Genomic DNA, 24,896 nt, shown 5'->3' with positions numbered 1-24,896 from the left:
CGACCTCGGTTTTATCAGGCGCCTATATCGCCATTGTTCTGGGGCGTTAATCAACCCCTCACGCATCCCGCGCTTGCACCGGCCCAATTCACACCCCAAGCTATGCTTCATTCGCCCAGTGTCCGTCTAAGGAAAAGGCCCCTCGACATGCGTATTCTCATCACCGGTGGTGCCGGTTTTATCGGCTCTGCCCTGATCCGCCACCTGATTCAACACACCGAGCACGAAGTGCTCAACCTGGACAAACTCACCTACGCCGGCAACCTCGAATCGCTGACCAACATCGCGTCCAACAGCCGCTATGAGTTCGTCCAGGCCGATATCATCGACCAGGCCAAGGTCAGCGCCATACTGGCGCGCTTTGAGCCCCAGGCGATCATGCACCTGGCTGCCGAGTCGCATGTCGACCGCTCCATTGACGGCCCGTCGGATTTTATCCAGACCAATATCGTCGGCACTTACAGCCTGCTGGAAGCCACGCGCGCTTATTGGCACACGCTTGAAGAGCCGGCCAAGAGCGCATTTCGCTTCCACCACATCTCCACCGATGAGGTCTACGGCGACTTGCACGGCGTGGACGACCTGTTCACTGAAACCACGCCTTACGCGCCCAGCTCGCCTTACTCCGCCAGCAAGGCGGCCTCCGACCACTTGGTTCGCGCCTGGCAGCGCACCTATGGCCTGCCCGTGCTGCTGACTAACTGCTCGAACAACTACGGGCCGTTCCACTTCCCTGAGAAGTTGATCCCGCTGGTGATCCTCAACGCCCTCGCAGGCAAGCCACTGCCGGTCTACGGTGACGGTTTGCAGGTGCGCGACTGGCTGTTCGTCGAGGATCACGCCCGCGCGCTGTTAAAAGTCGTGACCGACGGTGTGGTCGGCGAGACCTATAACATCGGCGGTCACAACGAGCAGAAGAACATCGACGTGGTGCGCGGCATTTGCGGCCTGCTGGAAGAACTGGCGCCACAACGCCCCGCTGGCGTTGAAAAATTCACCGACCTGATCACCTTCGTCAAGGACCGCCCGGGCCACGACCAGCGCTACGCAATTGATGCGAGCAAGATCGAGCGCGAACTCGGCTGGGCCCCGGAAGAAACCTTCGACACCGGCCTGCGCAAAACCGTGCAGTGGTATCTCGATAACCTCGATTGGTGCCGCAGGGTTCAGGACGGCAGCTATCAAGGTGAACGCCTGGGCAACACCGAGCCCAAGGACCTGATCGCCTAATCAGGCATAATGCGCCTGTCCCCACAGGCGCATCTCCCATGACTCCACCCCTTCCGCGAAGACCCCGCTGGCGCAGCCTCGCCCTGTTGGCGTTGTGCCTGGCACCGCTGCTGTGGCCGCTGGAGCACTTGGCCGAGCGCTATTACCGCAGCGAGTTGGCCGGGCAAAACCGCCAAACCCTCGATCTGTACGTCGCCAACCTGCTCGGCACGTTGCACCGCTATGAGGTATTGCCGCAGATCCTCGGTGACTTGCCGGCCCTGCGTACCGCGCTGGATGCGCCCCACGTCAGCACGAACCTGGTCAACGCCAACCTGCTGCTCAAGGACGTCGCCGCCCAGGCCGGGGTGGAAGTGATGTACCTGATGGACACCACCGGCAAGACCCTCGCCACCTCCAACTGGGATAAACAGGACAGCTTTGTCGGCCGCAACTTCTCATTCCGCCCCTACTTCAGCGAAGCCATGGCCGGGCGCCTGGGGCGGTTTTTCGGCCTGGGCACCACGTCGGCCAAGCGCGGTTACTTCTTCGCCGCCGCCGTGCGCGATGGCGACACCGTCATCGGTGTGCTGGTGGTCAAGGTCGACCTGGACCACACCGAACGCCTGTGGGGTAATACGCCGGAACAACTGCTGGTCACCGACCACAACGGCGTAGTGATCCTCACCTCGCGCCCGCAATGGCGGTTTCGCGCGACGCGGCCGCTGACCGCCGAAGAACACCAGGCAATCATCGCCATCCAGCCCTACCCGACGCGCGACCCGCAGCCGCTGGCCCTCAGCTCCACAGCGTGGCTGCGCCAGTCCACGGCCATCGCCGAAACCGGCTGGAACGTAGAAATTCTCGCCCCGCGCTCGCTGATCAACCGCCCGGTGCGCACGGTGGTGGCCGTGGGTGGCGCCACATTGCTGGTGCTGATGTTGCTGCTCGGGTTGATGATGCAACGCCGTCGGCATTACCTGGAACGCATCGCCTTCGAAGCCAAGGCGCGCCGTGAGCTGGAAGCGCGCGTGGTCGAGCGTACCAGTGACCTGGAAGGCCTTAACCGGCGCCTGAAACAGGAAGTGCTGGAGCGCGAGCATGCCCAACAGGAATTGGTGCGTGCCCAGGATGACCTGGTGCAGGCCGGCAAGCTGTCAGCGCTGGGCACCATGTCGGCGAGCATCAGCCACGAACTCAATCAGCCGCTGGCGGCGATTCGCAGCTATGCGGAGAACGCCGAAATCCTGCTCGACCATGAGCGCACCAACGACGCGCGCGGCAATCTCAAGCTGATCAGTGAGTTGACCGGCCGCATGGCCTCAATCATCGCGCACTTGCGCGCGTTCGCTCGGCGCGACCGTCACGCCCCGGAAAGCGTCGCCCTGCAACCAGCCTTGGACGATGCGATGGCATTGCTGGCCAAGCGGCGGCGGTCGATGGAAGTCGAGCTGATCCGCGACTTGCCGGAAGCCACCCTGTGGGTGCAAGCCGGCGAAACGCGCTTGCGCCAGGTGCTCGGCAACCTGCTGGCCAACGCCCTCGACGCCCTCACCGAAAAAGGCCCACCGCGCAAACTCTGGCTGAGTGCCGAAGCCACCGAACAGGGCGTCAACCTGTACATTCGCGACAATGGCCCAGGCTTTTGCATGGAAGCCCTGGGCCGCGCCAGCGAGCCGTTCTACACCACCAAGACCCGCACCCAAGGCTTGGGGTTGGGGCTGGCGATTTGTGACACGCTGATGCGTGCCTTTGGCGGCGATTTGTCGTTCGCCAACCACAAGGAAGGCGGCGCGCTGTTAACCTTGAAATTGCGTGCCGGCTCGCCGGGCGTCAGTCTGCAACCGTCCGAGGACCGCAGTGTATGAGTATCGATAACCAGATTCAGGTGGTGCTGATCGACGACGATCCACACCTGCGTCAGGCCCTGTGCCAGACCCTGGACCTGGCCGGGCTGAACGTCCTGACTCTGGGCGAAGCCACCGGCCTCACCGCGCGCTTGTCGCGGGACTGGCCGGGCGTGGTGGTCAGTGACATCCGCATGCCTGGCATGGACGGCCTGGAGCTGCTCACCGAACTGCACGGCCAGGACCCGGAGCTGCCGGTGCTGTTGATCACCGGCCACGGCGACGTACCGCTGGCGGTGCAAGCGATGCGCGCCGGCGCTTACGACTTCCTGGAAAAACCCTTCGCCAGCGACGCGCTGCTCGACAGCGTGCGCCGCGCCCTGGCCCTGCGCCGGCTGGTGCTGGACAACCGCAGCCTGCGCCTGGCCCTCAGTGACCGCCAGCAATTGAGCACGCGGCTGGTGGGGCACTCGCCGCAGATGCTGCGCTTGCGCGAGCAGATCGGCGCCCTGGCCGCAACCCGCGCCGACGTGCTGATCCTCGGCGAAACCGGTGCCGGTAAGGAAGTGGTGGCGCGTGCGCTGCATGACCTGTCGAACCGGCGCAGCGGGCCGTTTGTGGCGATCAACGCCGGTGCCCTGGCCGAATCGGTGGTCGAAAGCGAGCTGTTCGGCCATGAGCCGGGCGCGTTTACCGGCGCGCAAAAACGCCGTATCGGCAAATTCGAATTCGCCAATGGCGGCACGCTGTTTCTCGATGAAATCGAAAGCATGAGCCTGGATGTGCAGGTCAAGCTGCTGCGCCTATTGCAGGAGCGTGTGGTCGAACGCCTGGGCGGCAATCAGCTGATCCCGCTGGATATCCGCATCATCGCCGCCACCAAGGAAGACCTGCGCCAGGCGGCCGATCAAGGCCGCTTCCGTGCCGACTTGTATTACCGCCTCAACGTCGCGCCGCTGCGCATTCCGCCGCTGCGCGAGCGCGGTGAAGATGCCTTGATGCTGTTCCAACATTTTGCCGACGAAGCCAGCAGCCGCCACGGCCTACCCTTGCACGAGCTGCAACCGGGCCAGCGGGCGCTGCTGTTGCGCCACAGTTGGCCGGGCAACGTGCGCGAGCTGCAAAATGCAGCCGAACGCTTTGCCCTTGGGTTGGAGCTGGCACTGGACGCCACAGCGGATAACCCCGCCGCCGGCGTGCTGACTTCCACCCCAGGTGGTTTGAGTGAGCAGGTCGAGCAGTTCGAAAAAAGCCTGATCGCCGCCGAACTGACCCGCCCGCACAGCTCCGTGCGCAGCCTTGCCGAAGCCTTGGGCATACCGCGCAAAACCCTGCACGACAAACTGCGCAAGCACGGTCTGAACTTCGCCGACAGCGCCAGCCACAGCGCCGACGACGAATGACCCCGCCCATCCGCCAAGAGGCCACCATGAGCCGCGACAGCCGTTACCTGGAATCCATCCTTCACCACGACATCCCCCTCACGCGGGAAATGGGCCTCAAGGTGCTCGACTGGCAACACGGCCAACTGCAGCTGCACCTGCCCTTGCAAGCCAATATCAATCACAAGAGCACGATGTTTGGCGGCAGCCTCTATTGCGGCGCAGTGCTGGCGGGCTGGGGTTGGCTGCACCTGCAATTGCGCGAAGCAGGTATTGAAGACGGGCATATCGTGATTCAGGAAGGGCAGATCAGTTATCCGCTGCCGGTGACGCGGGATGCCACCGTGGTGTGCCAGGCGCCAGAGGACAAGGTGTGGAAGCGCTTTGTGGCGACGTACAAGCGTTACGGCCGGGCGCGATTGACGCTGGAGACGTGGATTGTGAATGAGGGCGGTGAGGAGCGGGCGGTGGCCTTTACTGGCCAGTACGTCCTGCACCGCTAAGCGCCACAACACAAAATAAATGTGGGAAGGCGCTTGCTCCCTCCCACATTTTGATTTGTTCAGGCCTTAAGAACGAGCCAGGGCCAGCAATCGCTCGCGCCACGCGGCCTTCGCCGGCAAGGCCAAAAAGAACGGGTTCAACAATGATTCCCGCGCCGGATAGCTGAACGGTTTACCACTCAACTCCAACACCTCACCACCCGCGCCTTCCAACACACCCTGGGCCGCAGCCGTGTCCCACTGCGAAGTCGGCGCCAATCTTGGGTAGCAATCAGCACTGCCCTCGGCCAACAGGCAGAATTTGAGCGAGCTGCCGATGTTAGCCAGCTTCAACTCCCCCAGACCTTCGCTCAAACCGTCGAGCAGGCGTTCCTGTTCCGGGCTGGTATGGCGACGGCTGGCCACCACGGTAAAGGCCTCGCCCGCTGCCGGGGTTTGACGCACTTGAATCTGCTTGGGCGCTTCATTCACATCGGAGCGCCAGGCCCCCAGGCCCGCGCCACCGAAGTAGCAGCGGCCACTGGTCGGCATCGACACCACACCGAACACCACGCGGCCTTGCTCGATCAGGGCGATGTTGACGGTGAACTCCTCGCTGCCGGCGATGAACTCTTTGGTGCCATCCAACGGGTCCACCAACCACCAGCGCTGCCAGCCTGCGCGCACACTCTGGTCGATACCCGCGTCCTCTTCGGACAGCACCGGAATGCTCGGATCGAGGGCGGTGAGGCCCGCCAGAATCAGGTGGTGAGCGGCCAGGTCCGCCGCCGTCACCGGCGAATCATCAGCCTTGGAGGTGACCACCACATCGGCGCGCCAATACGGCAGGATCACTTCACCGGCCTGACGCGCCAACTCAATCACAGGGGCAATAAACGGGTGGCCTAAAAACAGTTCGCTCATGCGCTAAACGCTCCACGCTGGGTCAACAGGTCTCGTACCAGATACAGTGCGGCCAAGGCACGGCCTTCGCTGAACTGCTCGTTTTGCGCCAGTTGGGACAGCTCACGCAGGCTGACCCTCTCTACACGCATTGGCTCAGGCTCATCACCCTCCAGGCGTTCTTCGTACAGGTCGGTGGCCAGCACCACCTGGATCTTCTGGCTCATGTAGCCCGGCGACAACGACAGCTCGGTAATGTGTTCCAACTGGCGCGCGCCATAACCGGCTTCTTCCTTGAGTTCACGGTCGGCGGCCGCCAGCACGTCTTCGCCGGGCTCGATCAGCCCCTTGGGCAACGACAACTCATATTCGTCGGTGCCGCCGCAATATTCTTCAACCAGCAACGCGTGGTCCTCATCAATCATCGCCACGATCATCACCGCGCCGTAGCCGGCACCGCGGCCTACCAGGCGCTCGTAGGTCCGTTCAACGCCATTGGAAAAGCGCAATTGCACTTCCTCCACGCGGAACAAACGGCTACTGGCGACTATTTCGCGGGCGAGGACGGTGGGTTTCTGGCGCATAAGCGGCTCCTTGGCGTGATCGGGTTACTATACCGTGGCTTTTCCGATTGTCTGTGTCGGATATCTTTACTTACATGAGAACGCCCCATGCCCGCTTTGAACTGGCACGCCATCGACACTGTCTTGCTGGACATGGATGGCACCTTGCTCGACCTGCATTTCGACAACCACTTCTGGATGGAGCACCTGCCCCAGCGCTACGCCGAGCTGCACGGGGTGAGCCGCGCCTTGGCGCAAATGGAATTGCAGCCGCTGTTCGAGCGTAACGCCGGACAGTTGCAATGGTATTGCCTGGACTTCTGGAGCACGGAGCTGAATATTCCGGTGCGCGAACTCAAGTTGGAAACTGCCCACCTGATTGCCCTGCGCCCGGATGCGGACACCTTTCTGGCGGCGATCAAACAGGCCGGCAAGCGCGTGGTTCTGATCACCAACGCTCATCGTGATTCGCTGTCATTGAAATTGGAACGCATTGAACTGGCGCCGTATTTCCAGCGATTGATCAGCTCCCATGACTACGGTTTCCCCAAGGAAGACCCGCAGTTCTGGGCAGCCCTGCAAGCCGACATCCACTTCGACCCGGCCCGCAGCCTGTTTATCGATGACACCTTGCCGATCTTGCGCAGTGCCCGGGATTTTGGCGTGGGGCATTTGCTGGCGGTGAAAAACCCGGACAGTAAGAAGGGGCCAAAGGACACAGCGGAATTTGCGGCGGTGGATGATTACCGGGATCTTATTGCCGGACTCTAATCAATGTGGGAGCGGGCTCGCTCGCGAAGGCGGAGTATCAGTCAATATATTGGTTAACTGATCTACCGTATTCGCGAGCAAGCCCGTTCCCACATTTTTGTTCTGCGTGTTACTCAGGAATACGCAGGGTTTGCCCGGGGTAAATTTTGTTCACATCTTTAAGCATCGGCTTGTTGGCCTCGAAGATTTTGTTGTACTGATTGGCATTGCCGTACACCGCCAGGGAAATCGCGCTAAGGGTGTCGCCTTTTTTCACTACCACGAAACGCGCAGCAGCCACGGCCGGGCCAGTCACGGTGATCTGGTCATCTACACTGCCAACACCGGCAATATTGCCTGCGGCCAGGATGATTTTTTCTTTCTCTTCCTGGGTGGCAACTTCGCCCTTGACGGTGACCTTGTCGCCATCAACGGTGGCGGTGACATTCGGGTTTCCAAGCCCGACATCGCTGATGTGCTTCTTCAACTCATCACTTGCGTTGGCATTACCCGGCGTCAACAGGTCAATAAGCTTCTCGCCAGCTTCCTTAACAAAGCTAAAAATACTCATGGTGCGCTCTCCTTGGGGTTTAAGTTCCAGATGCCCAAGACTAGACCAGTCCTGCCGACTTGGGTTCCAGGCCGACCAAAGACCCAAACGCGCTAGAATCCCCCGCCATTGGAATACGCCCGGAGCGAAGATGGACATCAAACAGCTGAAATTCCTCATCGCCCTCGACGAGACCCGGCACTTCGGCCAGGCGGCTGCGCGCTGTCATATCACCCAGCCCACCTTGTCGATGCGCCTGCGCAACCTGGAAGAAGAGCTGGACTTGCCGTTGGTCAATCGTGGCCAGCGCTTCGAAGGCTTCACCGCGCCGGGCGAACGCGTGTTGGCGTGGGCGCGCACCGTACTGGCGGCCTATGACGGCTTGCAGGCTGAAGCGGCGGCCTGTCGCGGCAATTTGGTCGGCACGCTGCGCCTGGGCGTGGTGCCGCTGTCGAGCTTCGATCCTTTGGCGCTGATGAAACAGCTGCATAAAGAGCACCCGAGCCTGCGCTTTGAACTCTCGGCATTAAGCTCCGAACAAATCCTCGAACAGCTGGCGAGCAATCGCCTGGACCTCGGGGTGTCCTACCTGGAGCGTCTGGACAACGAGCGCTTCGACTCGTTGGCGCTGGGCGAAACCCGCATGGGCCTGCTCTACGACCAGCGTTTTTTCAGCTTCGGCGACAAGCCGTTGAGCTGGGAAGCGCTGATCGAACTGCCGCTGGGCATGCTCACCAGCGGCATGCACTTTCGCCAATCCATCGACCACAACTTCCACAGCCGGGGGCTCATCCCGCAGCTTTTGCTGCAAACCGATGCGGTGCATCAATTGTTACAAGCCGTGCACGGCGGACTGTGTTGCGCCGTAATGCCATTGGACGGCGGCCTTGACGCCCTCACTGAGCATTTGCGCCTGCAACCCATTGAAGACGCTCACACGCTGGCCCGACTTGGGCTGATCATGCGTCGTAGCGCGCCGCGTTCAGCGCTGGCGGAAGCCTGTTTTGCGCTGTTTCAGAAATCGCAGCAAGAGCCTTGATCGACGTCATCTATCGGTAGATCAGTACTGGCAATTAGACGCGACGCTTTGTCGCGCCTAGTCTGAACACTGATCAATCCGCCGGTGGTACTGCCCCATGAACGCCAAGCGCCCAGTCTGCGCGGCACCCTCCCTCGAAACGCCCGCGCCCGCCGCCAGCCAGAGCTACCAGTTTTGCAACCTCGAACACACCGAAGTCGCCAGCACTGCGTTGGCGGAAGAAGTGGCGTTGGCGATTGCTTATAACGATATCAGCCAGGCCGTCATGCTGGTGACGCCGACGGACCTGGAAGACTTCATCGTCGGCTTCAGCATCGGTAGCGGCATTATCGCCGACGTTAGCGACATCTATGATCTAAAACTCAGCGGCTCGGGTTCTGCCCAGTACGCCCAGGTGCAGATTTCCAGCCGTGCCTTCTGGAACCTCAAGCAGCAGCGCCGCCAATTGGCCGGCACTAGCGGCTGCGGTTTGTGCGGTGTGGAGGCGGTAGAGCAAGCCTTGCCCGACCTTCAAGTGCTGCCGGGCGCGCCCTTGCCACCCGCCGAATGGCTCGACGGCCTGCGCCAACGCATCAGCGCGTTCCAGCCCTTGGGCCAGCACAGCGGCGCGGTGCATGCGGCGGTATTTATGAATAACCAGGGCGAATTGCTCATGGGCCGCGAAGACATTGGCCGGCATAACGCCCTGGATAAATTGATCGGCGCCCTGATCCGCCAAAAGATTCCGATCGACGGTGGCCTGGCGATTGTCACCAGTCGCTGCAGCCTCGAATTGATTCAAAAAGTTTTGCGCGCGGGCATCCAGACCCTGGTCAGCCTGTCATCACCCACCGGCCTGGCCCTGCAATGGGCGCGCCGGCACAACCTCAACCTCATCCACCTGCCGCAGAAAAGTGCGCCGCGGGTCTACAGCCCCGCGATGGAGTACCAGCCATGAGCATGCATCACCAAGCCGACCAAACCCCAACCCCGCGCTACAAGCCCTATAAAGGCCCGGCCGGCGGCTGGGGCGCGCTGATCAGCGTGGCGCAGGCCTGGCTGACCAGCGACAACGCGATGAAAAACCTGCGCATGATGCTCAAGACCAACCAGAACGGCGGCTTCGACTGCCCGGGCTGTGCGTGGGGCGACTCGCCGGAAAGCGGCATGGTCAAGTTCTGCGAAAACGGCGCCAAGGCCGTTAACTGGGAAGCGACCAAACGCCGTGTGGATGCTGCATTCTTTGCCAAACACAGCGTCACCGCGCTGCTGGAGCAAAGCGACTATTGGCTGGAATACCAAGGCCGTCTGACCGAACCGATGCGCTATGACGCCGAAACTGACCGCTACAAGGCTATCAGTTGGGAAGCGGCGTTCGACTTGGTCGGCAAGCACCTCAACGCCCTGCCAAGCCCGGACATGGCCGAGTTCTACACCTCGGGCCGGGCCAGCAACGAAGCGGCGTACCTCTATCAGCTGTTCGTACGCGCCTACGGCACCAATAACTTCCCGGACTGCTCGAACATGTGCCACGAAGCCAGCGGCGTGGCCCTGGCGCAAAGCGTGGGCGTGGGCAAAGGCACCGTGACCTTTGATGACTTCGAACATGCCGATGCGATTTTCGTGTGGGGCCAGAACCCCGGCACCAACCACCCGCGCATGCTCGAACCACTGCGTGAGGCGGTTAAACGCGGTGCCCAGGTGGTGTGCATCAACCCGCTGAAAGAACGTGGCCTGGAACGCTTCCAGCATCCGCAACACCCGCTGGAAATGCTCACCAACGGTGATAAGCCGACCAACACTGCCTACTTCCGCCCGGCGCTGGGTGGCGACATGGCCATCTTGCGCGGCATGGCCAAGTTCCTGCTGCTGTGGGAACGCCAAGCCCAGGCCGAAGGCAAAGAAGCGGTGTTCGATCACGACTTCCTCAACGAGCACACCACTAACGTGCTTGAGTACCTCGGCCAGATCGATGACACCTCGTGGGATGAAATCGTCGAGCAGTCCGGCCTTAGCCTGGTTGAGATCGAGCAAGCGGCGCGCATGTACGCCAAAGGCAAGAACGTGATCATGTGCTGGGCAATGGGCATCACCCAGCACCGCCACTCAGTGCCGACCATCCAGGAAATCGCCAACCTGATGCTGCTGCGCGGCAACATCGGCCGCCCAGGTGCCGGCCTGTGCCCGGTGCGTGGCCACAGTAACGTGCAGGGCGACCGCACCATGGGCATCAACGAACGTCCACCGGTGGCGTTCCTCGACTCACTGGAACGTCGCTTCCAGTTCCAGGTGCCGCGCCACAATGGCCATAACGTGGTCGAAGCGATCCACGCGATGCTCGAAGGCCGCTCCAAGGTATTTATCGGCCTGGGCGGCAACTTCGCCCAAGCTACGCCAGACAGCCCGCGCACTTTCGAGGCGCTGCGCAACTGCGACCTGACCGTGCAGATCAGCACCAAGCTCAACCGCAGCCACCTAATGCATGGCAAAGACGCGCTGATCCTGCCATGCCTGGGCCGCACCGACATCGACATACAGGCCGAAGGCCCGCAAGCGGTGACGGTGGAAGACTCGTTCAGCATGGTTCACGATTCCAATGGCCAGTTGCAGCCGCTGTCGAAGCTGATGAAATCCGAGCCTGCGATCCTCGCCGGTATTGCCGCCGCGACCCTGGGTAGCAAACCGGTGGACTGGAACTGGCTAGTGGCTGACTACAGCCGTATCCGTGACCTGATCGCGGACACCATCCCAGGCTTCAAGGATTTCAACGAACGCCTCAAACACCCGGGCGGTTTTTACCTGGGTAACTCCGCCGGTGCACGCCGTTGGAACACGCCTTCTGGCCGCGCCAACTTCCGCCCGAACGTGCTGCCCAAAGACCTGATCCACGAACGCACCCACGCCACAGGCCGGGTGCCGGACCTGATCATGCAATCGATGCGCTCCCACGATCAGTACAACACCACCATTTATGGCCTGGACGACCGCTACCGTGGCGTGAAAGGCCAGCGTGACGTGCTGTTCGTCAACGAAGCCGACATCATCCGCTTGGGCTTCAAGCCGGGGCAAAAGGCTGACATCGTTTCGCTGTGGGAAGACGGCCGTGAGCGTCGCGTGAAAGGCTTCACCCTGCTGGCATTTGATATTCCGGCGGGTCAGGCAGCGGCTTATTACCCGGAAGTGAACCCGCTGGTGCCGCTGGAAAGCACCGGAGATGGCAGCCATACGCCGACATCTAAGTTTGTGGCGATTCGTTTGGAAGCGGCGAGCGCGACTGGCCTGATCATGGCGCGTTCGGCCTGACGGGGGGTTGTTGTAGTGAGCGGGCGTGTTTTGGCACCGGGAATTATTGTGGCGAGCAGGCTTGCCACAAAAGCCGCTCGCCGACATGGCAAATCCCAGGCACAAAAAAGGCCGCTTTTGCATAAAAGCGGCCTTTCCCAAGTAGCTAAAGACTCGCAAAAACCACTTAAGTTCCCTATATAAAACAGTAAGTTAGAAAATTGTATACAACCTGTACCACCGGTCGGTTTTCGATTGTCAGCGACTCGATACAACCTCAGGATCGCGCCGTCATCCTCTTGAGGTCTCTCTATGAAGTTCTCCTCGATTCTCTTGTTGTCCCTTGGCCTGGTCAGTGGCGCAGCCATGGCCGGTGGCACCACCGAAGCCGGTGTGGGCGGCGCATTGGGCGGGGTTTTAGGTTCGGTTGTCGGCCAGCAGATGGGCGGCAACACCGGTTCGGCCATCGGCGCAGCCTTGGGCGGCGCAGGCGGTAGTGCGGTCGGCGCCGACAAGCGCAGCCGTGGCGAAGCCGCTATTGGCGGAGCCCTGGGCGCGGCAGGCGGCAATGTGGTAGGCCGCAGCATGGGCGGCAACACCGGCAGCCTGATCGGCGCAGCCGCCGGCGGTGGCGCGGGTGGTGCGCTGGGCAACTACATGGGCAACAAGAGCGATGACGACGACCGCCGTTATCGTGGGCGGGATAACCGCCGTTATGACCGTGATGATCATCGTGGTCGTGGTCATGCCTATGGGCATCGCAAGAACAAGCATCACTACCGTAATCATCGGTAAGGCAACGGTCTAAAGCACGAGGCAAATCCCTGTGGGAGCCGGGCTTGCCCGCGATGGCGTACTGTCAGGAACCACAGTTGAACCTGACCCATCGCTATCGCTGGCAAGCCACAGTTGATCTTCGCTGATCAAAATGGCGAGTCACACCACCAACCGCTGCAACGCCTCGCGTAACTTCCCAGGAATCGTCACGGGTTGGTTCGTCGCCCGATCCACAAACACATGCACAAAGCGCCCCGCCGCGCAGGCGTCCTCTTCGCCTGACTTGAACACCGCCAACTCATACTGCACCGAGCTGTTACCCAACTTGCCGACCCGCAGGCCGATTTCCAGGCGGTCGGGAAACGCGATCGAGGCGAAATAATCACACGCCGAACTCACCACAAATCCCACCACTTCACCGTCATGAATATCCAACCCGCCCTCTTCAATCAGGTAGGTATTCACCGCTGTGTCGAAAAAGCTGTAGTAAGTAACGTTATTCACATGGCCGTACACATCGTTATCGTGCCAACGCGTAATGATCGGCTGGAAGTGACGGTAGTCGGCGCGCAAAGGCATTGAGTCAGGCATAGGCAAGTCTCGTGAAAGTGGGCTTACAGATCATTCAAATGGGCTTCGGCCCACTCACGCACTTCGGCGTAGGGGTAGGCTTCCAGCGCAGCGAAACCCGCAATACCCCGCGCTTTCAACTTGGTAAACAACGGCACGCTGATGCCACCAAGGAACCGCGTCAGCCGCTCCGCGCCAGGCAAACTCCCCGTGTACTCATGATGCCTGTGGATAAAATCACCGCACAGCCCCATGAAGTTTTTATCCACAAGCGGCGGCAGACTCGGCGCAGGCGGTAAATGCGCAACGTGGCCGTGGCATACCGAGCAATGCCCACAACGCAACGGCGCGTTTTCATCGCCAAAGTACTTGGCCAGGCGCTGACCCAGGCAATGCTCGGTAGCAAACAGATCGAGCATGGCGTGTATGCGCGCCACCTCCGTCACCTCGTGCTGCTTGAAGCCTGTGTATAACTGCACGCTCAACGCCTGTGGATCAAAGTCGGTATTGAGCAGGCTGTAGACCTCCGTCATCTGCTTGCTTTCCAGCTCAATCAAGCCCTGTTCCTGGAAGTAATCCAAGGCTTTCACCACGCGGCTGCGTTCGGCATTGTGTTGCTGGTAAAGCGCGTCGAAATCCACCGTCGCCCAGGTCCTGGCGCGATTGCACACTTGGATAATCGCTGCGACAAACTGCTGTCTCTCGCCGGAAAAACGCGCCAGCAAGGCCTCGGGTTCAATCAGGTATTTGAAGCGGTACTCGGCGTAAAACGCATAACGCGGCGCAATCACGCCCTTGAGCTCCAACTGCACCAACAGCGTCTTGAGCGGCAGCTCGCGGATGTTGCTGTGGTCCGATAGCGACCTCAGCAAGAATTCCCACTGCCCATCACTGCGCGCCGCCTGCAACTCGGTGAGGACACGAAGAATGCCCTGCTGTTCCGGGGTATCGCCGTACACGAAATTTTCCAGCACATTGAGGCTGTCGCGGTTGGCCAATACCAAGCAGTCGGACGGCTGCCCATCACGTCCTGCGCGGCCGATCTCCTGGCTGTAGTTCTCAATGGATTTGGGCAGGTCGAAGTGCACCACATTGCGGATATCACTTTTATCGATCCCCATGCCAAACGCGATCGTGGCAACGATGCAATTGGAGCGCCCGCCCATAAAGCGTTGCTGGATACCCTCGCGTTTATCGTGGGGCAAACCGGCGTGATAAGCCTCGGCCTGAATGCCGTTGCGGTTCAGGTGCTCGGCAATCTGCTCGGCAGTTTTCTGCAGGGTGACGTAGACGATGCTCGGCTGGTTGGCGCGTTCATTCATCCATTCGACCAGGCGCCGACGTTTGTCGTGGCCGCTCACCGGTTCCACCAGCAAGTTGAGGTTGGGCCGGTAGAAGCCCGTGGTGATGACATCGTCCGGCGCAATCGCGAACTTCGCCTGCATGTCGGCAATCACCTTGGGCGTGGCCGTCGCCGTCAGCAGCAGCGCTTGTGGGATATTGAACTGGCGCTGGTAGTCCGGCAGCTTCAAATAGTCCGGGCGGAAGTTGTGGCCCCACTCAGAAATACAGTGCGCTTCATCCACCACCAACAGCGAAATCTGCACGCTTTGCAAAAAATTACGGAAGCGCTCGTTCTTCAAGCGCTCCACGGAAATCATCAGGATTTTCAGCTCGCCCGAACGCGCACGGGCCATCACATCATTGGCGTCCTCGCGGCTCTGCGCCGAATCGATACTGCCGGCTGAAATGCCATGGCGCTGCAGGAAACCCAGTTGGTCCTGCATCAACGCCAACAGCGGCGACACCACCAGCGTCAGGTGCGGCAACAGTACCGCCGACAGCTGATAACACAGGGACTTGCCCGAGCCGGTGGGAAAAATGGCTGCGGCCGAACGCCCGGCCAACACCGCGCTGACCGCGGCTTCCTGGCCCAGACGAAACTGTGGATAACCAAAGATCTGTTGGAGGGTGCTGTGCATAGACTGTCACTCCATTGACCGCTGAAAGAGTCAAAAACATAGCCCAGCACGCTCAGCGAATCGAGAAAGGTCGCAAGGAAAAAAGAGACAGGATGATACACAGACTGGGGAGTGGCCTTGGGCCGGAGTGGGATGTTTCGCACGGCTTTGCAGGAGCACCGCAAACCCATTGTGGAGCTACGTTTCAAATCCGCGTTACGCGCAGAATCAGCGGTTCCGCATTTGATTTTATCCCGCCTGCGAACTGAAGCATTGCGCTACAATCAACCCTTGCGACCCAGGAGTACGCTGCAATGAGCGAACCGACGTTTGAGCAAAAACAGGATCACTACCACAAGATCCGCCGTTCCAATTACTTGGCAAGCCTGCGCCTGGAGGGGTTCGACACTCAACCGGCCGACGTCGACAAACCCCTGCCGACCCGCGAAGCCGTTCTTGCCAAGTACCGCAAAACCCCGCACTGATGCTCGACAAATACGGGGTGGGCCAGGATCCGTACTGCTATCCCGGTAGCGGCGTCCTGTGCAACCGCCTCGATTTGCGCGACGAAATACTTCTACATCAAGCCGAGCGCGAACTATCCGAAATCGCTCTAGGCAGCCTCCCACTCTATCCGCCGCCCTACGACCTCACACGACTGCAACACATCCACCGCACCCTGTTCGGCGACATCTACGACTGGGCCGGGGAGCTGCGCAGCGTCAACATCCAGAAAGGCGACACCCTGTTCTGCACACCGGAACGTATCCCGCCGGAAGCGGCGAAAATCATCCGGCACATGGAACAAGCGAACTGGTATGTCGATGCGACCCAGGCTGAGCTAGTGCCCCTGATTGCCGAGGCTTATGGCGACCTCAACGTCATACACCTCTTTCGCGAAGGCAACGGCCGGGCGCAGCGGATTTTGTTCGAACAGATAATCGTGAATGCCGGGTTTTCGGTGAACTGGTGGCTGGTGAAACACGCGGCGTGGATACCGGCGAACATTGACGCGGTGGCGTGTAATTATCGGGGGCTTGAGGCGATTTTTGAGCGGTGTATCAGCAGGCCAGTCAGTGCTTGATAGAAACGCCAATGGTTAAACTATATGTTTATGGCTCGAAATAACACGGACTTATAAGGTTCGCTCCGTCGCTATCAAGTCAGCGACCGAGCTTGGTCACTCGAACAACAGCAGAGATAAACGTGCCAATTTTTTTGGCGTATTTCTTTGATTTTTTTCGGAGTGCCCTTTATGACAACGTTCAATGTCCCTGCCAATCGCTATCGCCTTCTACGCACCAACTTCACCGACACTCATTCTCTCGTCATCGACACCGAAGCCACAGCAGAAGACATCCAGAGCGCCGCACACCAGCGCATCCGCGCTGCCACCGACTTACTGGAAACCTTCACCTGCCTGACCTACGAACACGCTGACCTCAACGATATTTCCCACATCATTAACGCCTTGTACCTGCTCGTGCAGGATGGCTGTGATCTGCTGGAAGCCGCGCAACACGTTCAACTGCAACCGGCAGCCGATAACCCACCACAACCAAGCCAGCCACTGAGCTAAACCTGTGGCTTGCCTGCGATAGCGGTATATCAGGCTATATTTCTGCACCTGACACACCGCAATCACGGGCGAGCCCGACTCCCACATTGAATGGGTGTTGACCAAAAAATCACTGTCAAACCGAAAATGCCGGAAAGCCATGTGGGAAACCGCTAAATACAGCGTAGTCCTCTTCCTAAACTGCTTAAAACACTTGCTCTGCCCTCTACATAACCCCCCTTCGCATGACCGAAACTAGCGCCCTCTCAACTGCCCCGGCAAAAATCCGTGAACCTCGAAAGGACTCAATACATCGGCCACTACGGCGTCACCTTCACAGTGATTCGCCTTACCGTTTTACCCACCCACAAGCACGCTTTGGCAAACCTCTGTTTGTTAGAAGCTGGTACTTCGGCAAACGAAGTGCGCTATCGACTGGTGGATATCTACGAAAAGATGTTCGCCCGTGATTTGCCTTGCAAGATGACAGTCGCGATCTCCAAACCACTGAGCCGACAACAAGTTGATCTGCTCAACGAGCGCGGGACCATCGTCATCTTACTGTTGGCTGGGGCCTTCAGCGTTCCCATTCACCCGCTTTCGAAACCTGTAGCACGCGTTGTCAGCGTCACAGTGGGTCTAATCACCAAAAACATCATTCGCAATTATCACGCAGGTGATGTGATCGTCGGAATTGAAGCTCAGGTAGAGGGAGGAATAGGTCCTCAGCGCTCTAAGCGCTGCAATGGTCATTCAATTTCAGGGAGGAGGGAGACGGTGATGGAATACGTCCAATGGATCATTTTTATCGTGATGAGCGGTGTCCTGGACAACAAAATGAGGTCCCAAAACCTTAGAAAATATGTCGGTTTGTTACTGTTCGCTGGAGGCCTGGCCTGCGCAATATGGCTCCCTTACTGGGCCCATGAAGTCCGACTCCCAAGCGTGCCTATAGGTGCGATGCTGTTAGGCTCGGGCCTATATCTAGACCGGCACCGCTATCGCCGAATCAGGTCCTCTCACCCATTGCTCGTCGCCCCCACACTTAACCTGGCAGCCGACTTTCCCGACGACTCCGTCATGCTTCACCTTTTGCAGCTCGTGAATGAAGACGTGGGCCTGCCCAAACATCAAGCTCTCAGCCTCAGCACTTCAATAAATCATGACCTCGGATGTAGCAGCTCTGAGGCTAGAAAATTGATGGCTGCACTGAAGCAAGATTTCGGCATGAGGTTCGGAGACTACAGGAGCAATCGCTATTTCAAGCGTCGAGGCTTTGACATGTATTTGCGACATGTGGACAGAGGCAGCAAAGGCAAAATCCCGCTCACCATTGACATGCTCTACCAAGCCGTCCAAGCCAAACGCTGGAACACACAGGCACTCGAAGCAAGGAGATTTCAAGCGTCATGAATATCGTCCTGCAAATAGCCTGTTTCTTCGGTTTTTACCTTGTACTGCATTACCAAATCACTGACGCTATTCTGAGAAAACGCCTCGCAGTCACATGCCTCGTAACCGGCCTGGCATTGACGTTCTTATTACCCTACGTGGCAGTAATCCTCAGAATGCCCTTCCTCCCTATCTTCGTATTCTTGATAGGCTTGGCACTCTTCATCAGCCGCAACAAATACCGACTAAAACGCAACCCTCACCCACTCCCGCGTGCGCCCACCATGAACCTGGCCCCCAACTTCCCCGAAGACCCCGCGATGCAGCAGCTTCTGCAATTGCTGCACGAAGAAATCGGCCTGCCGAAACACAAGACCCTTCGCCTCGATACCTCAATCAACTTCGACCTTGGCTGCGACCGCGCCGAGGCTATGCAATTCATGGAGGCGTTGGAGCAGGATTTTGCGGTCGACCTGGGCGACTACGATGCTTATCGCTACTTCCAACCGCCGGTGTTCGATGTGTTCCTCAAGCGCCGCGCCAAGGGCCGGGGCGACAAAATCCCGCTGACCATCGGCATGCTCTACCTGGCCATCAAGACCCATAGCTGGGACACGCAGACCCTGGAAAACCTGAGCTGACCAAGAGCACCGAGCATCAAATGTGTGTGTGGGGCTTGCTCGCGAATGCGGTGGATCAGTGAAAAATACTCAACCTGACACTCCACATTCGCGAGCAAGCCCGCTCCCACACTGGTTATGCGCTAACCTGGCGAATTGCCTACCTATCAAGGACCGTACATGGACGTAATAATGGGCCTGCTGGCCGCCCTGCTCTGGGGCGGCACGGATTTCCTCGTGGGGCTCAACGCCCGGGCCGTCGGCGTTAAACGCGCCGTGTACTTCGGCCAAGCTCTCGGCTTTTTGATCATGACCCTGTTGCTGGTCATCTTCCCGGCCTACCTGTTCAAATCCCTGAACGCCCCGTTGAGCGTCTGGCTCCTGGGCATCACGGCCGCGCTGCTCACCGTCTCCGGCGCCCTCGCGCTGTCCAAGGCATTCGCCCTGGGCAAAGCCGCCATCGTCGCGCCGCTGGTGACGTCCTACGGCGTTGTCACCACGCTGCTGTCCTGGGCCAGCGGTGAACACATCAGCCTGATCCAACTCGGCTGCATCGGCCTGTGCGTCATCGGCGTGATCCTTTCCAGCATTCACAAGGACAACGGCGTGCCCCACAACAACCCGCGCCTGTCTATCGCCTACGCCCTGCTCGCCGCCTTGCTGTACGGCACCAGTTTCTGGTTGCAAGGCCGCTACACACTGCCCGCGCTGGGGCCGATTACCATGTTGTGGCTGGGTTATTTGGTGGGTTTGTGCGTGCTGGTGGTGATGGTGCTGAAGATCCAGGACGGCCTGAAGATTCCGCCACTGAAAAACTGCGCGACGTTGACCGGTGCAAGCTTGATGAACCTGGGTGGTTTCTCGGCGTTTTCGTGGGGCGCGATGGCGGGGTCGGTTTCCGTGGTGACGGTGATCAGTACGTTGTCGGGTGGGATTGCGGCGATTCTTGGGTTTGTGTTTTTCAAGGAACGATTGTCGACGATACAGGTGCTTGGGGTGGTGTTAGTGCTGGTCGGTGCAGTGGTTTTGCACATCGCCGACTAACCCTTCGCGCACAAAAAAGCCGCCCACAAGAGGCGGCTTTTTCACAACAACCGAACCTTACAACTTAGGCCCAGCCGCCTTGATCGCATCGCTCACTTCAAACTTCTTGAAGTTCTCGACGAACAGAGCCGCCAGCGCTTTCGCCGCTTCGTCGTAAGCAGCCTTATCAGCCCAGGTGTTACGTGGGTTCAACAGGCCAGTCTCAACGCCCGGCACCGCCAATGGCACATCGAGGTTGATGGTGTCGAGGTGTTCGGTTTGCGCACCGATCAACGCGCCGCTCTGGATCGCTGCGATCACGCCGCGAGTGGTCGGGATGTTGAAGCGTTTGCCGACGCCGTAGCCGCCGCCGGTCCAGCCAGTGTTGACCAGGTAGACCTTGGAGCCGAAGCCGCGCACGCGCTTGATCAGCAGTTCTGCGTATTCACCGGCCGGGCGTGGGAAGAATGGCGCGCCGAAGCAGGTGGAGAAGGTCGACTTGATGCCGCTGCCCGAACCCATTTCGGTCGAGCCCACCAGCGCGGTGTAGCCGGACAGGAAGTGGTAGGCCGCTTGTTCTTCGCTGAGGATCGACACGGGCGGCAGTACGCCGGTCAGGTCGCAGGTCAGGAAGATCACCGCGTTTGGCTCACCGCCGAGGTTCTTCTCGGAGCGCTTGGCAACGTGTTCCAGCGGGTAGGCGGCGCGGCTGTTCTGGGTCAGGCTGACGTTGGTGTAATCGGCGTGCTTGGCATCGTCGATCACCACGTTCTCGAGCACGGTGCCGTGCTTGATGGCTTTCCAGATAACCGGCTCGTTCTTCTCGGAGAGGTCGATGCACTTGGCATAGCAACCACCTTCGATGTTGAACACCACGCCTTCGCCCCAGCCGTGTTCGTCGTCACCGATCAGGTAACGGCTTTCGTCGGCGGACAGGGTGGTTTTACCGGTGCCCGACAGGCCGAAGAACAGGGTCACGTCGCCTGCTTCGCCGATGTTGGCGGCGCAGTGCATTGGCAGCACGTCGGCGGCCGGCAGCAGGAAGTTCTGCACCGAGAACATGGCTTTTTTCATTTCACCGGCGTAACGCATGCCGGCGATGAGGACTTTTTTCTGTGCGAAGTTGAGGATCACGCAACCGTCGGAATTGGTGCCGTCACGCTCTGGCACGCACTCGAAGTTGGCTACGTTGAGCACTTGCCACTCATCACGACCGGCCGGGTTGTACTGGGCCGGGTTGATGAACAGGCAACGACCGAACAGGTTCTGCCAGGCCGTCTGGGTGGTCATTTTCACGGCCAGGTAGTGGTCTTGCGCAGCCCCTACGTGAACGTGGGAAACGAAATGCTCTTGCGCATTGTTGAACGCCTCGACGCGAGCCCACAGGGCGTCGAACTTGTCGGCCGGGAACTTGCGGTTGATCGGGCCCCAGGCGATTGCGTCCTGGGTGGAAGGCTCTTCAACGATGAAACGGTCGACCGGAGAACGGCCGGTACGGTGACCGGTTTCTACGACCAGCGCGCCAGTATCGGCAAGCACGCCTTCACCGCGCTGCAGGGCTTCTTTGACCAGATCGTCAACACTCAGATCGGTGTATACGGCGTTATTGGCTTGCGTCATGAGGTTCCCCGTCGGCCTATGGCCGAGTGCTCCAAACGTTTTGTAGTAGAAAGTTGCGCACTACTACCGCGAAAAAAGTGGGCCGGATTATGCCAGAAAAGCCCAAAAAAAGTAGGGCCCTCCCGTCAGAACTGCGCTGATCCGGCATTTGTCAGGTGATTTACCTGTGCTTAAACGTTTTAGTGGCGGGTGTCGGAAGGGGTGTCGATGCCTGCGCCGGCGAATAATTGGGCGACATCGGCGGCATCGAACAGGTAGCGCTGGTTGCAGAACTGGCAGTCGATCTCAATGTTGCCGCCGTGCTCCACCACCAGATTCTGTGCATCTTCCAGGCCCAGGCTGACCAAGGCATTCGCCGAGCGCTCGCGCGAGCAGCTGCAACGGAAGCGCAGGCCCTGTGCGTCGAACAGGCGCACGGCCTCTTCATGGTACAGGCGATGCAGGATGGTTTCGTTGTCCAGGCCCAGCAGCTCTTCAGCGGTCAGGGTGCCGGCCAGAGCCGTCAGCTTGCGCCAGCTGTCGGTGCGCTCGTCGTCGTCCTTGATGCGGTCAGCCGGCAGTTGTTGCAGCAGCAGGCCACGGGCGCGCTTGCCGTCGGCATTCAGCCAAAACTTGGTGCCGACTTGCTGGGACATCACGAAATAGTTGGTGAAGCAGTCCGACAAGGTTTCACCGTCAAGGTCGACGATGCCCTGATAGCGCTGGCCTTCAGTCGGGTCGACGGTGATCGCCAGCACGCCGTTGGCCATCAGATCGGACAGCGTAGCGTCCGGCTTGATCAAATCGGCGTCGTAACGGGCCAGGCCACGGATTTCGCGCTCGCTTGAGCACTCGATCATCAGCATCGGCACCGGGCCTTCGGAACGCGCCTGCAAAATCAGCAAACCGTCGAACTTCATGGTGCCCACCAGCAGCGACGCCGCCGCCATCAGCTCACCGAGCAACTGCGCGACCGGCTCCGGATAGGGGTGCTTGGCGAGGACTTCGGCGTAGCTGCGCTCCAGCGAGACCAGTTCGCCGCGAGCGTCGTTCTCGTCGAAGATGAAGCGTTGGGTGAAGTCGGTATCCGGTAGATCAGTCATAGGTCTGGGTATCTGAATTGATGACAAATTGATTACAAGGTTTATAAAATTAACCGCTTTAGCACCACATTGGTGCGGCTTTCTCCTGGAAACGGAGAGCTAAATAGAGCGAAGAGGGACAGTTTATGAACAATCCGGGTTTGTTCCAAGCCAAGTGGAACCTCCGGCGATGGGCTCTGTGCAATCTACTCGCTATCGGACTGCTGTGTTTTTGGCTGTGGCCCACGGGCCAGATGCTGTGTGTGATTTTCGACGAATGGCTGTTTCATCTGCTCAATGACCCACTGGCGAGCAATTCGACTTGGCTGCACGTGTGGGCAGTGGCCAGCTTGCGGCCGTTTGATGCTGTAGTCGGGGTGATTTTGCTGGCACTGCTGATTCGCGGTGATTGGGTGTTCAAGGCCGTCCAAGTACGCCAGGCGTTCTTTGGTTTCCTTGGCATTCTGCTGCTATTGCTGTTTGTCCGCATGCTGTTCTCCAAGCTCGCCGCGCAGATGGGCTGGCAACACAGCAGCCCGTCGATGGTGATCAGTGGCGCGATTCATATGAGTGACTATTTCCCTGGGCTGGAGAAAACCTGGGAACTGAAGGACCGCTCGAGCCAGAGCTTCCCCGGCGATCATGCTTCCGTGTTACTGATATGGGGCATGTTCATGACGGTATTTGCCAAGCGAATCGGCCAGGTGTTGGTGATCTGGGGCTTGGCGCTGTTGTTCATGATGCCGCGCTTGGTGGCGGGCGCGCATTGGGGGCAGGACGATTACATCGGCGGCGTGTTGCTGGCGTTGTTGGCGCTGGGCTGGGGGTATTACACGCCGTTTGCGGCAAAGGTGTCGGGCGCGTTGTTGCGGGTGACGGCGCCGTTGTTTGGGTTGCTCGGCAAGCTGCCGGTGATCGGGCGATTGAGCGTCATGCGCACTACCGCGTAATACCGCAGGCTTAATGTGGGAGCGGGCCCGCTCCCACATTTCGATCGCCTATTTGCTGGAGACGGGCGCTATCAATCATCATTGCCACTGCCGCGAAACTTAAACAAATCGCGACGCTGCTTCTTGCTCGGTTTGCCATCGGTGGTCATGCCGGTAGCGCCCGCCTTACGCATGGCCGCCGCGTTTTCGCGCTTGGCGATACTGGCCTCGGTTTCGGTATACAGTGCCTGCGCTTCGGGTGCACCGCGGCGTACGACGGACAGACCCTGCACCACGACGGTCCTTTCATCAAAACCGGCACGAATCTGCAACTCATCACCGACGCGCGGTTCCTTGCCCGGCTTGCAGCGCTCGCCGCGATGGTGCACTTTGCCACTTTCAATGGCGGCCTTGGCCAGCGCACGCGTTTTAAAGAAACGCGCTGCCCACAGCCACTTGTCCAAACGGACTTTTTCTTCCTCTTCCTGCTTTTGAGCCACTTGAATTCCTCGCTCTGAAAAATGTCGCAACTTTACCGTTGAAGCCCTTCGACGCATAAACCCCAAGGCTCACCTAAGATACGCCAGGTACCACCCTGTTTTCGCGAGGATACGCTGTGACCGACTTCCCCACTTCACTCACCTCGCCCGACCAGCGCTGTGTGGGTTGCCAGCAAAGCGAACCCCTGGGTTTTGATTTTGCCTTCGCCTATCAGCCTATCGTAGACCTGCGGGATCATTCGATCTTCGCGCACGAGGCTTTGGTGCGTGGCACACAGGGCGAAGGGGCGATGTCGGTGTTAAGCCAAGTCAACGCAAGCAACCGCTACCGCTTCGACCAACGTTGCCGTACCCAAGCGATTGCCGGGGCCGCAGCCTTAGGGATGCAAACCCATCTTTCGATCAACTTCATGCCCAATGCCGTTTATCGGCCAGAGTTATGTATCCGCAGCACTCTGGAGGCGGCCCGCGCGCATAATTTTCCGCTGAACCAGCTGATTTTTGAAACGCTGGAAAGCGAGCACGTAGATAACTATCGCCATTTGACCAATATTCTGCGTGAATACCGCGAATTCGGCTTCAAGACCGCCATCGACGATTTCGGCGCGGGCTATTCGGGGCTGAATCTGCTGGCCGATTTCCAACCTGACCTGATCAAACTCGACATGGCGCTGATTCGCGATGTCGACCAGGATCGTGTCCGCCAGGTAATCGTCCAAGGGATTGTCACAATCTGTGAGCAGTTGGGCGTTACTGTCATCGCCGAAGGCATCGAAAGTGCCGGCGAGCGCGACTTCCTATCCGACTGCGGAATATTTCTGATGCAGGGTTATTGGTTCGCCAAGCCTGCATTTAAAGCCTTGGCCGAGGTTCCACCTCACGCCTGGGCGAACTGATCG

General features: G+C 59.4%; 25 protein-coding genes. 17 read left to right on the top strand and 8 right to left on the bottom strand.

Annotation, left to right across the window (positions count from 1 at the left end; genetic code table 11):
• Positions 1-147 precede the first annotated feature (147 nt).
• From rfbB to E0F99_RS08460, 4 genes are read left to right on the top strand one after another with little or no spacing between them, the layout of a single operon-like run.
• Complete coding sequence (gene rfbB / locus E0F99_RS08475) at positions 148-1,230, top strand: dTDP-glucose 4,6-dehydratase (protein ID WP_083355755.1); 1,083 nt, start codon at positions 148-150, stop codon at positions 1,228-1,230.
• 38 nt (positions 1,231-1,268) lie between these two features.
• Complete coding sequence (locus E0F99_RS08470) at positions 1,269-3,077, top strand: sensor histidine kinase (protein WP_083355756.1); 1,809 nt, start codon at positions 1,269-1,271, stop codon at positions 3,075-3,077.
• Positions 3,074-4,459, top strand: a complete 1,386-nt coding sequence (locus E0F99_RS08465) for a sigma-54-dependent transcriptional regulator (RefSeq protein ID WP_083355757.1) — start codon at positions 3,074-3,076, stop codon at positions 4,457-4,459. The genes E0F99_RS08470 and E0F99_RS08465 overlap by 4 nt, the downstream gene beginning before the upstream one ends.
• Positions 4,460-4,485: 26 nt before the next feature.
• On the top strand, positions 4,486-4,941 hold the full coding sequence (locus tag E0F99_RS08460) for a thioesterase domain-containing protein (protein ID WP_083355758.1): 456 nt from the start codon (positions 4,486-4,488) through the stop codon (positions 4,939-4,941).
• Positions 4,942-5,007: 66 nt separating this feature from the next.
• On the opposite strand, the gene cysQ is transcribed toward E0F99_RS08460, so the two are convergent.
• Both cysQ and nudE read right to left on the bottom strand, forming a co-directional pair.
• Positions 5,008-5,844 carry a 3'(2'),5'-bisphosphate nucleotidase CysQ gene (cysQ, locus tag E0F99_RS08455; RefSeq protein ID WP_083355759.1) on the bottom strand — a complete coding sequence of 279 codons (837 nt, stop codon included), beginning with the start codon at positions 5,842-5,844 and terminating at the stop codon, positions 5,008-5,010.
• A complete protein-coding gene (gene nudE / locus E0F99_RS08450) occupies positions 5,841-6,407 on the bottom strand; it encodes an ADP compounds hydrolase NudE (RefSeq protein ID WP_083355760.1) in 567 nt (188 codons plus the stop codon). The genes cysQ and nudE overlap by 4 nt, the downstream gene beginning before the upstream one ends.
• 87 nt (positions 6,408-6,494) lie before the next feature.
• Here nudE and yrfG point away from each other — a divergent pair, with 87 nt between their 5' ends.
• On the top strand, positions 6,495-7,157 hold the full coding sequence (yrfG, locus tag E0F99_RS08445; protein WP_083355761.1) for a GMP/IMP nucleotidase: 663 nt from the start codon (positions 6,495-6,497) through the stop codon (positions 7,155-7,157).
• Between the two features lie 109 nt (positions 7,158-7,266).
• Here the strand turns inward: yrfG and lysM are convergent, their stop codons facing one another.
• Positions 7,267-7,707: a peptidoglycan-binding protein LysM gene (lysM, locus tag E0F99_RS08440; RefSeq protein WP_083355762.1), complete on the bottom strand. Its 441-nt coding sequence runs from the start codon at positions 7,705-7,707 to the stop codon at positions 7,267-7,269.
• 130 nt (positions 7,708-7,837) lie between these two features.
• Here lysM and E0F99_RS08435 point away from each other — a divergent pair, with 130 nt between their 5' ends.
• The 4 genes from E0F99_RS08435 (at position 7,838) to E0F99_RS08420 (ending at position 12,781) form a co-directional block, all read left to right on the top strand.
• Positions 7,838-8,725, top strand: coding sequence for a LysR family transcriptional regulator (locus E0F99_RS08435; protein WP_083355763.1), 888 nt, complete (start codon positions 7,838-7,840; stop codon positions 8,723-8,725).
• 97 nt (positions 8,726-8,822) lie between these two features.
• Positions 8,823-9,662 (top strand): formate dehydrogenase accessory sulfurtransferase FdhD, encoded by an 840-nt coding sequence (gene fdhD / locus E0F99_RS08430; protein ID WP_083355764.1) that lies wholly within the window; start codon positions 8,823-8,825, stop codon positions 9,660-9,662.
• The gene (locus E0F99_RS08425; protein ID WP_083355765.1) at positions 9,659-12,007 is read left to right on the top strand and encodes an FdhF/YdeP family oxidoreductase; all 2,349 of its coding nucleotides are present in this window, start codon (positions 9,659-9,661) and stop codon (positions 12,005-12,007) included. The genes fdhD and E0F99_RS08425 overlap by 4 nt, the downstream gene beginning before the upstream one ends.
• A gap of 291 nt (positions 12,008-12,298) precedes the next feature.
• Entirely contained in the window at positions 12,299-12,781 is a 483-nt protein-coding gene (locus tag E0F99_RS08420; RefSeq protein WP_083355766.1) for a glycine zipper domain-containing protein, read from the top strand.
• A gap of 141 nt (positions 12,782-12,922) precedes the next feature.
• On the opposite strand, the gene E0F99_RS08415 is transcribed toward E0F99_RS08420, so the two are convergent.
• Positions 12,923-13,354, bottom strand: a complete 432-nt coding sequence (locus tag E0F99_RS08415) for an acyl-CoA thioesterase (RefSeq protein ID WP_083355767.1) — start codon at positions 13,352-13,354, stop codon at positions 12,923-12,925.
• Positions 13,355-13,377: 23 nt separating this feature from the next.
• Positions 13,378-15,315: a RecQ family ATP-dependent DNA helicase gene (locus E0F99_RS08410; RefSeq protein ID WP_083355768.1), complete on the bottom strand. Its 1,938-nt coding sequence runs from the start codon at positions 15,313-15,315 to the stop codon at positions 13,378-13,380.
• 293 nt (positions 15,316-15,608) lie between these two features.
• On the opposite strand from E0F99_RS08410, the gene E0F99_RS08405 reads away from it, so the two are divergent.
• From E0F99_RS08405 to E0F99_RS08375, 6 genes are all read left to right on the top strand, one after another.
• Positions 15,609-15,779 carry a YhfG family protein gene (locus E0F99_RS08405; protein WP_096236773.1) on the top strand — a complete coding sequence of 57 codons (171 nt, stop codon included), beginning with the start codon at positions 15,609-15,611 and terminating at the stop codon, positions 15,777-15,779.
• The gene (locus tag E0F99_RS08400; protein ID WP_083355769.1) at positions 15,779-16,378 is read left to right on the top strand and encodes a Fic/DOC family protein; all 600 of its coding nucleotides are present in this window, start codon (positions 15,779-15,781) and stop codon (positions 16,376-16,378) included. Before E0F99_RS08405 ends, E0F99_RS08400 begins: the two co-directional genes overlap by 1 nt.
• A gap of 171 nt (positions 16,379-16,549) precedes the next feature.
• Positions 16,550-16,873, top strand: coding sequence for a hypothetical protein (locus tag E0F99_RS08395; RefSeq protein WP_083355770.1), 324 nt, complete (start codon positions 16,550-16,552; stop codon positions 16,871-16,873).
• 267 nt (positions 16,874-17,140) lie between these two features.
• Entirely contained in the window at positions 17,141-18,265 is a 1,125-nt protein-coding gene (locus E0F99_RS30395) for a DUF1493 family protein (RefSeq protein WP_232000114.1), read from the top strand.
• 263 nt (positions 18,266-18,528) lie between these two features.
• Positions 18,529-18,885, top strand: a complete 357-nt coding sequence (locus E0F99_RS08380) for a DUF1493 family protein (protein WP_083360330.1) — start codon at positions 18,529-18,531, stop codon at positions 18,883-18,885.
• Between the two features lie 159 nt (positions 18,886-19,044).
• Entirely contained in the window at positions 19,045-19,908 is an 864-nt protein-coding gene (locus E0F99_RS08375) for an EamA family transporter (RefSeq protein WP_232000115.1), read from the top strand.
• Positions 19,909-19,965: 57 nt separating this feature from the next.
• Here E0F99_RS08375 and E0F99_RS08370 read toward each other — a convergent pair whose 3' ends face one another.
• Both E0F99_RS08370 and hslO read right to left on the bottom strand, forming a co-directional pair.
• A complete protein-coding gene (locus E0F99_RS08370; RefSeq protein ID WP_083355773.1) occupies positions 19,966-21,507 on the bottom strand; it encodes a phosphoenolpyruvate carboxykinase in 1,542 nt (513 codons plus the stop codon).
• A 179-nt stretch (positions 21,508-21,686) separates the two neighbouring features.
• Positions 21,687-22,589, bottom strand: coding sequence for an Hsp33 family molecular chaperone HslO (gene hslO / locus E0F99_RS08365; protein WP_083355774.1), 903 nt, complete (start codon positions 22,587-22,589; stop codon positions 21,687-21,689).
• Positions 22,590-22,714: 125 nt separating this feature from the next.
• On the opposite strand from hslO, the gene E0F99_RS08360 reads away from it, so the two are divergent.
• On the top strand, positions 22,715-23,518 hold the full coding sequence (locus E0F99_RS08360) for a phosphatase PAP2 family protein (RefSeq protein ID WP_083355775.1): 804 nt from the start codon (positions 22,715-22,717) through the stop codon (positions 23,516-23,518).
• 71 nt (positions 23,519-23,589) lie between these two features.
• Here E0F99_RS08360 and E0F99_RS08355 read toward each other — a convergent pair whose 3' ends face one another.
• The gene (locus E0F99_RS08355) at positions 23,590-23,997 is read right to left on the bottom strand and encodes an RNA-binding S4 domain-containing protein (protein WP_083355776.1); all 408 of its coding nucleotides are present in this window, start codon (positions 23,995-23,997) and stop codon (positions 23,590-23,592) included.
• A 116-nt stretch (positions 23,998-24,113) separates the two neighbouring features.
• Here E0F99_RS08355 and rimA point away from each other — a divergent pair, with 116 nt between their 5' ends.
• Positions 24,114-24,893 carry a S6 modification regulatory phosphodiesterase RimA gene (gene rimA, locus E0F99_RS08350; protein ID WP_083355777.1) on the top strand — a complete coding sequence of 260 codons (780 nt, stop codon included), beginning with the start codon at positions 24,114-24,116 and terminating at the stop codon, positions 24,891-24,893.
• The last annotated feature ends 3 nt before the right edge of the window (positions 24,894-24,896 follow it).

This window comes from Pseudomonas antarctica (assembly GCF_900624995.1).
GTDB lineage: Bacteria > Pseudomonadota > Gammaproteobacteria > Pseudomonadales > Pseudomonadaceae > Aquipseudomonas > Aquipseudomonas antarctica.
Note: the sequence above shows the minus strand (reverse complement) of the source record. Positions and strands in the feature narration are given on the sequence as shown.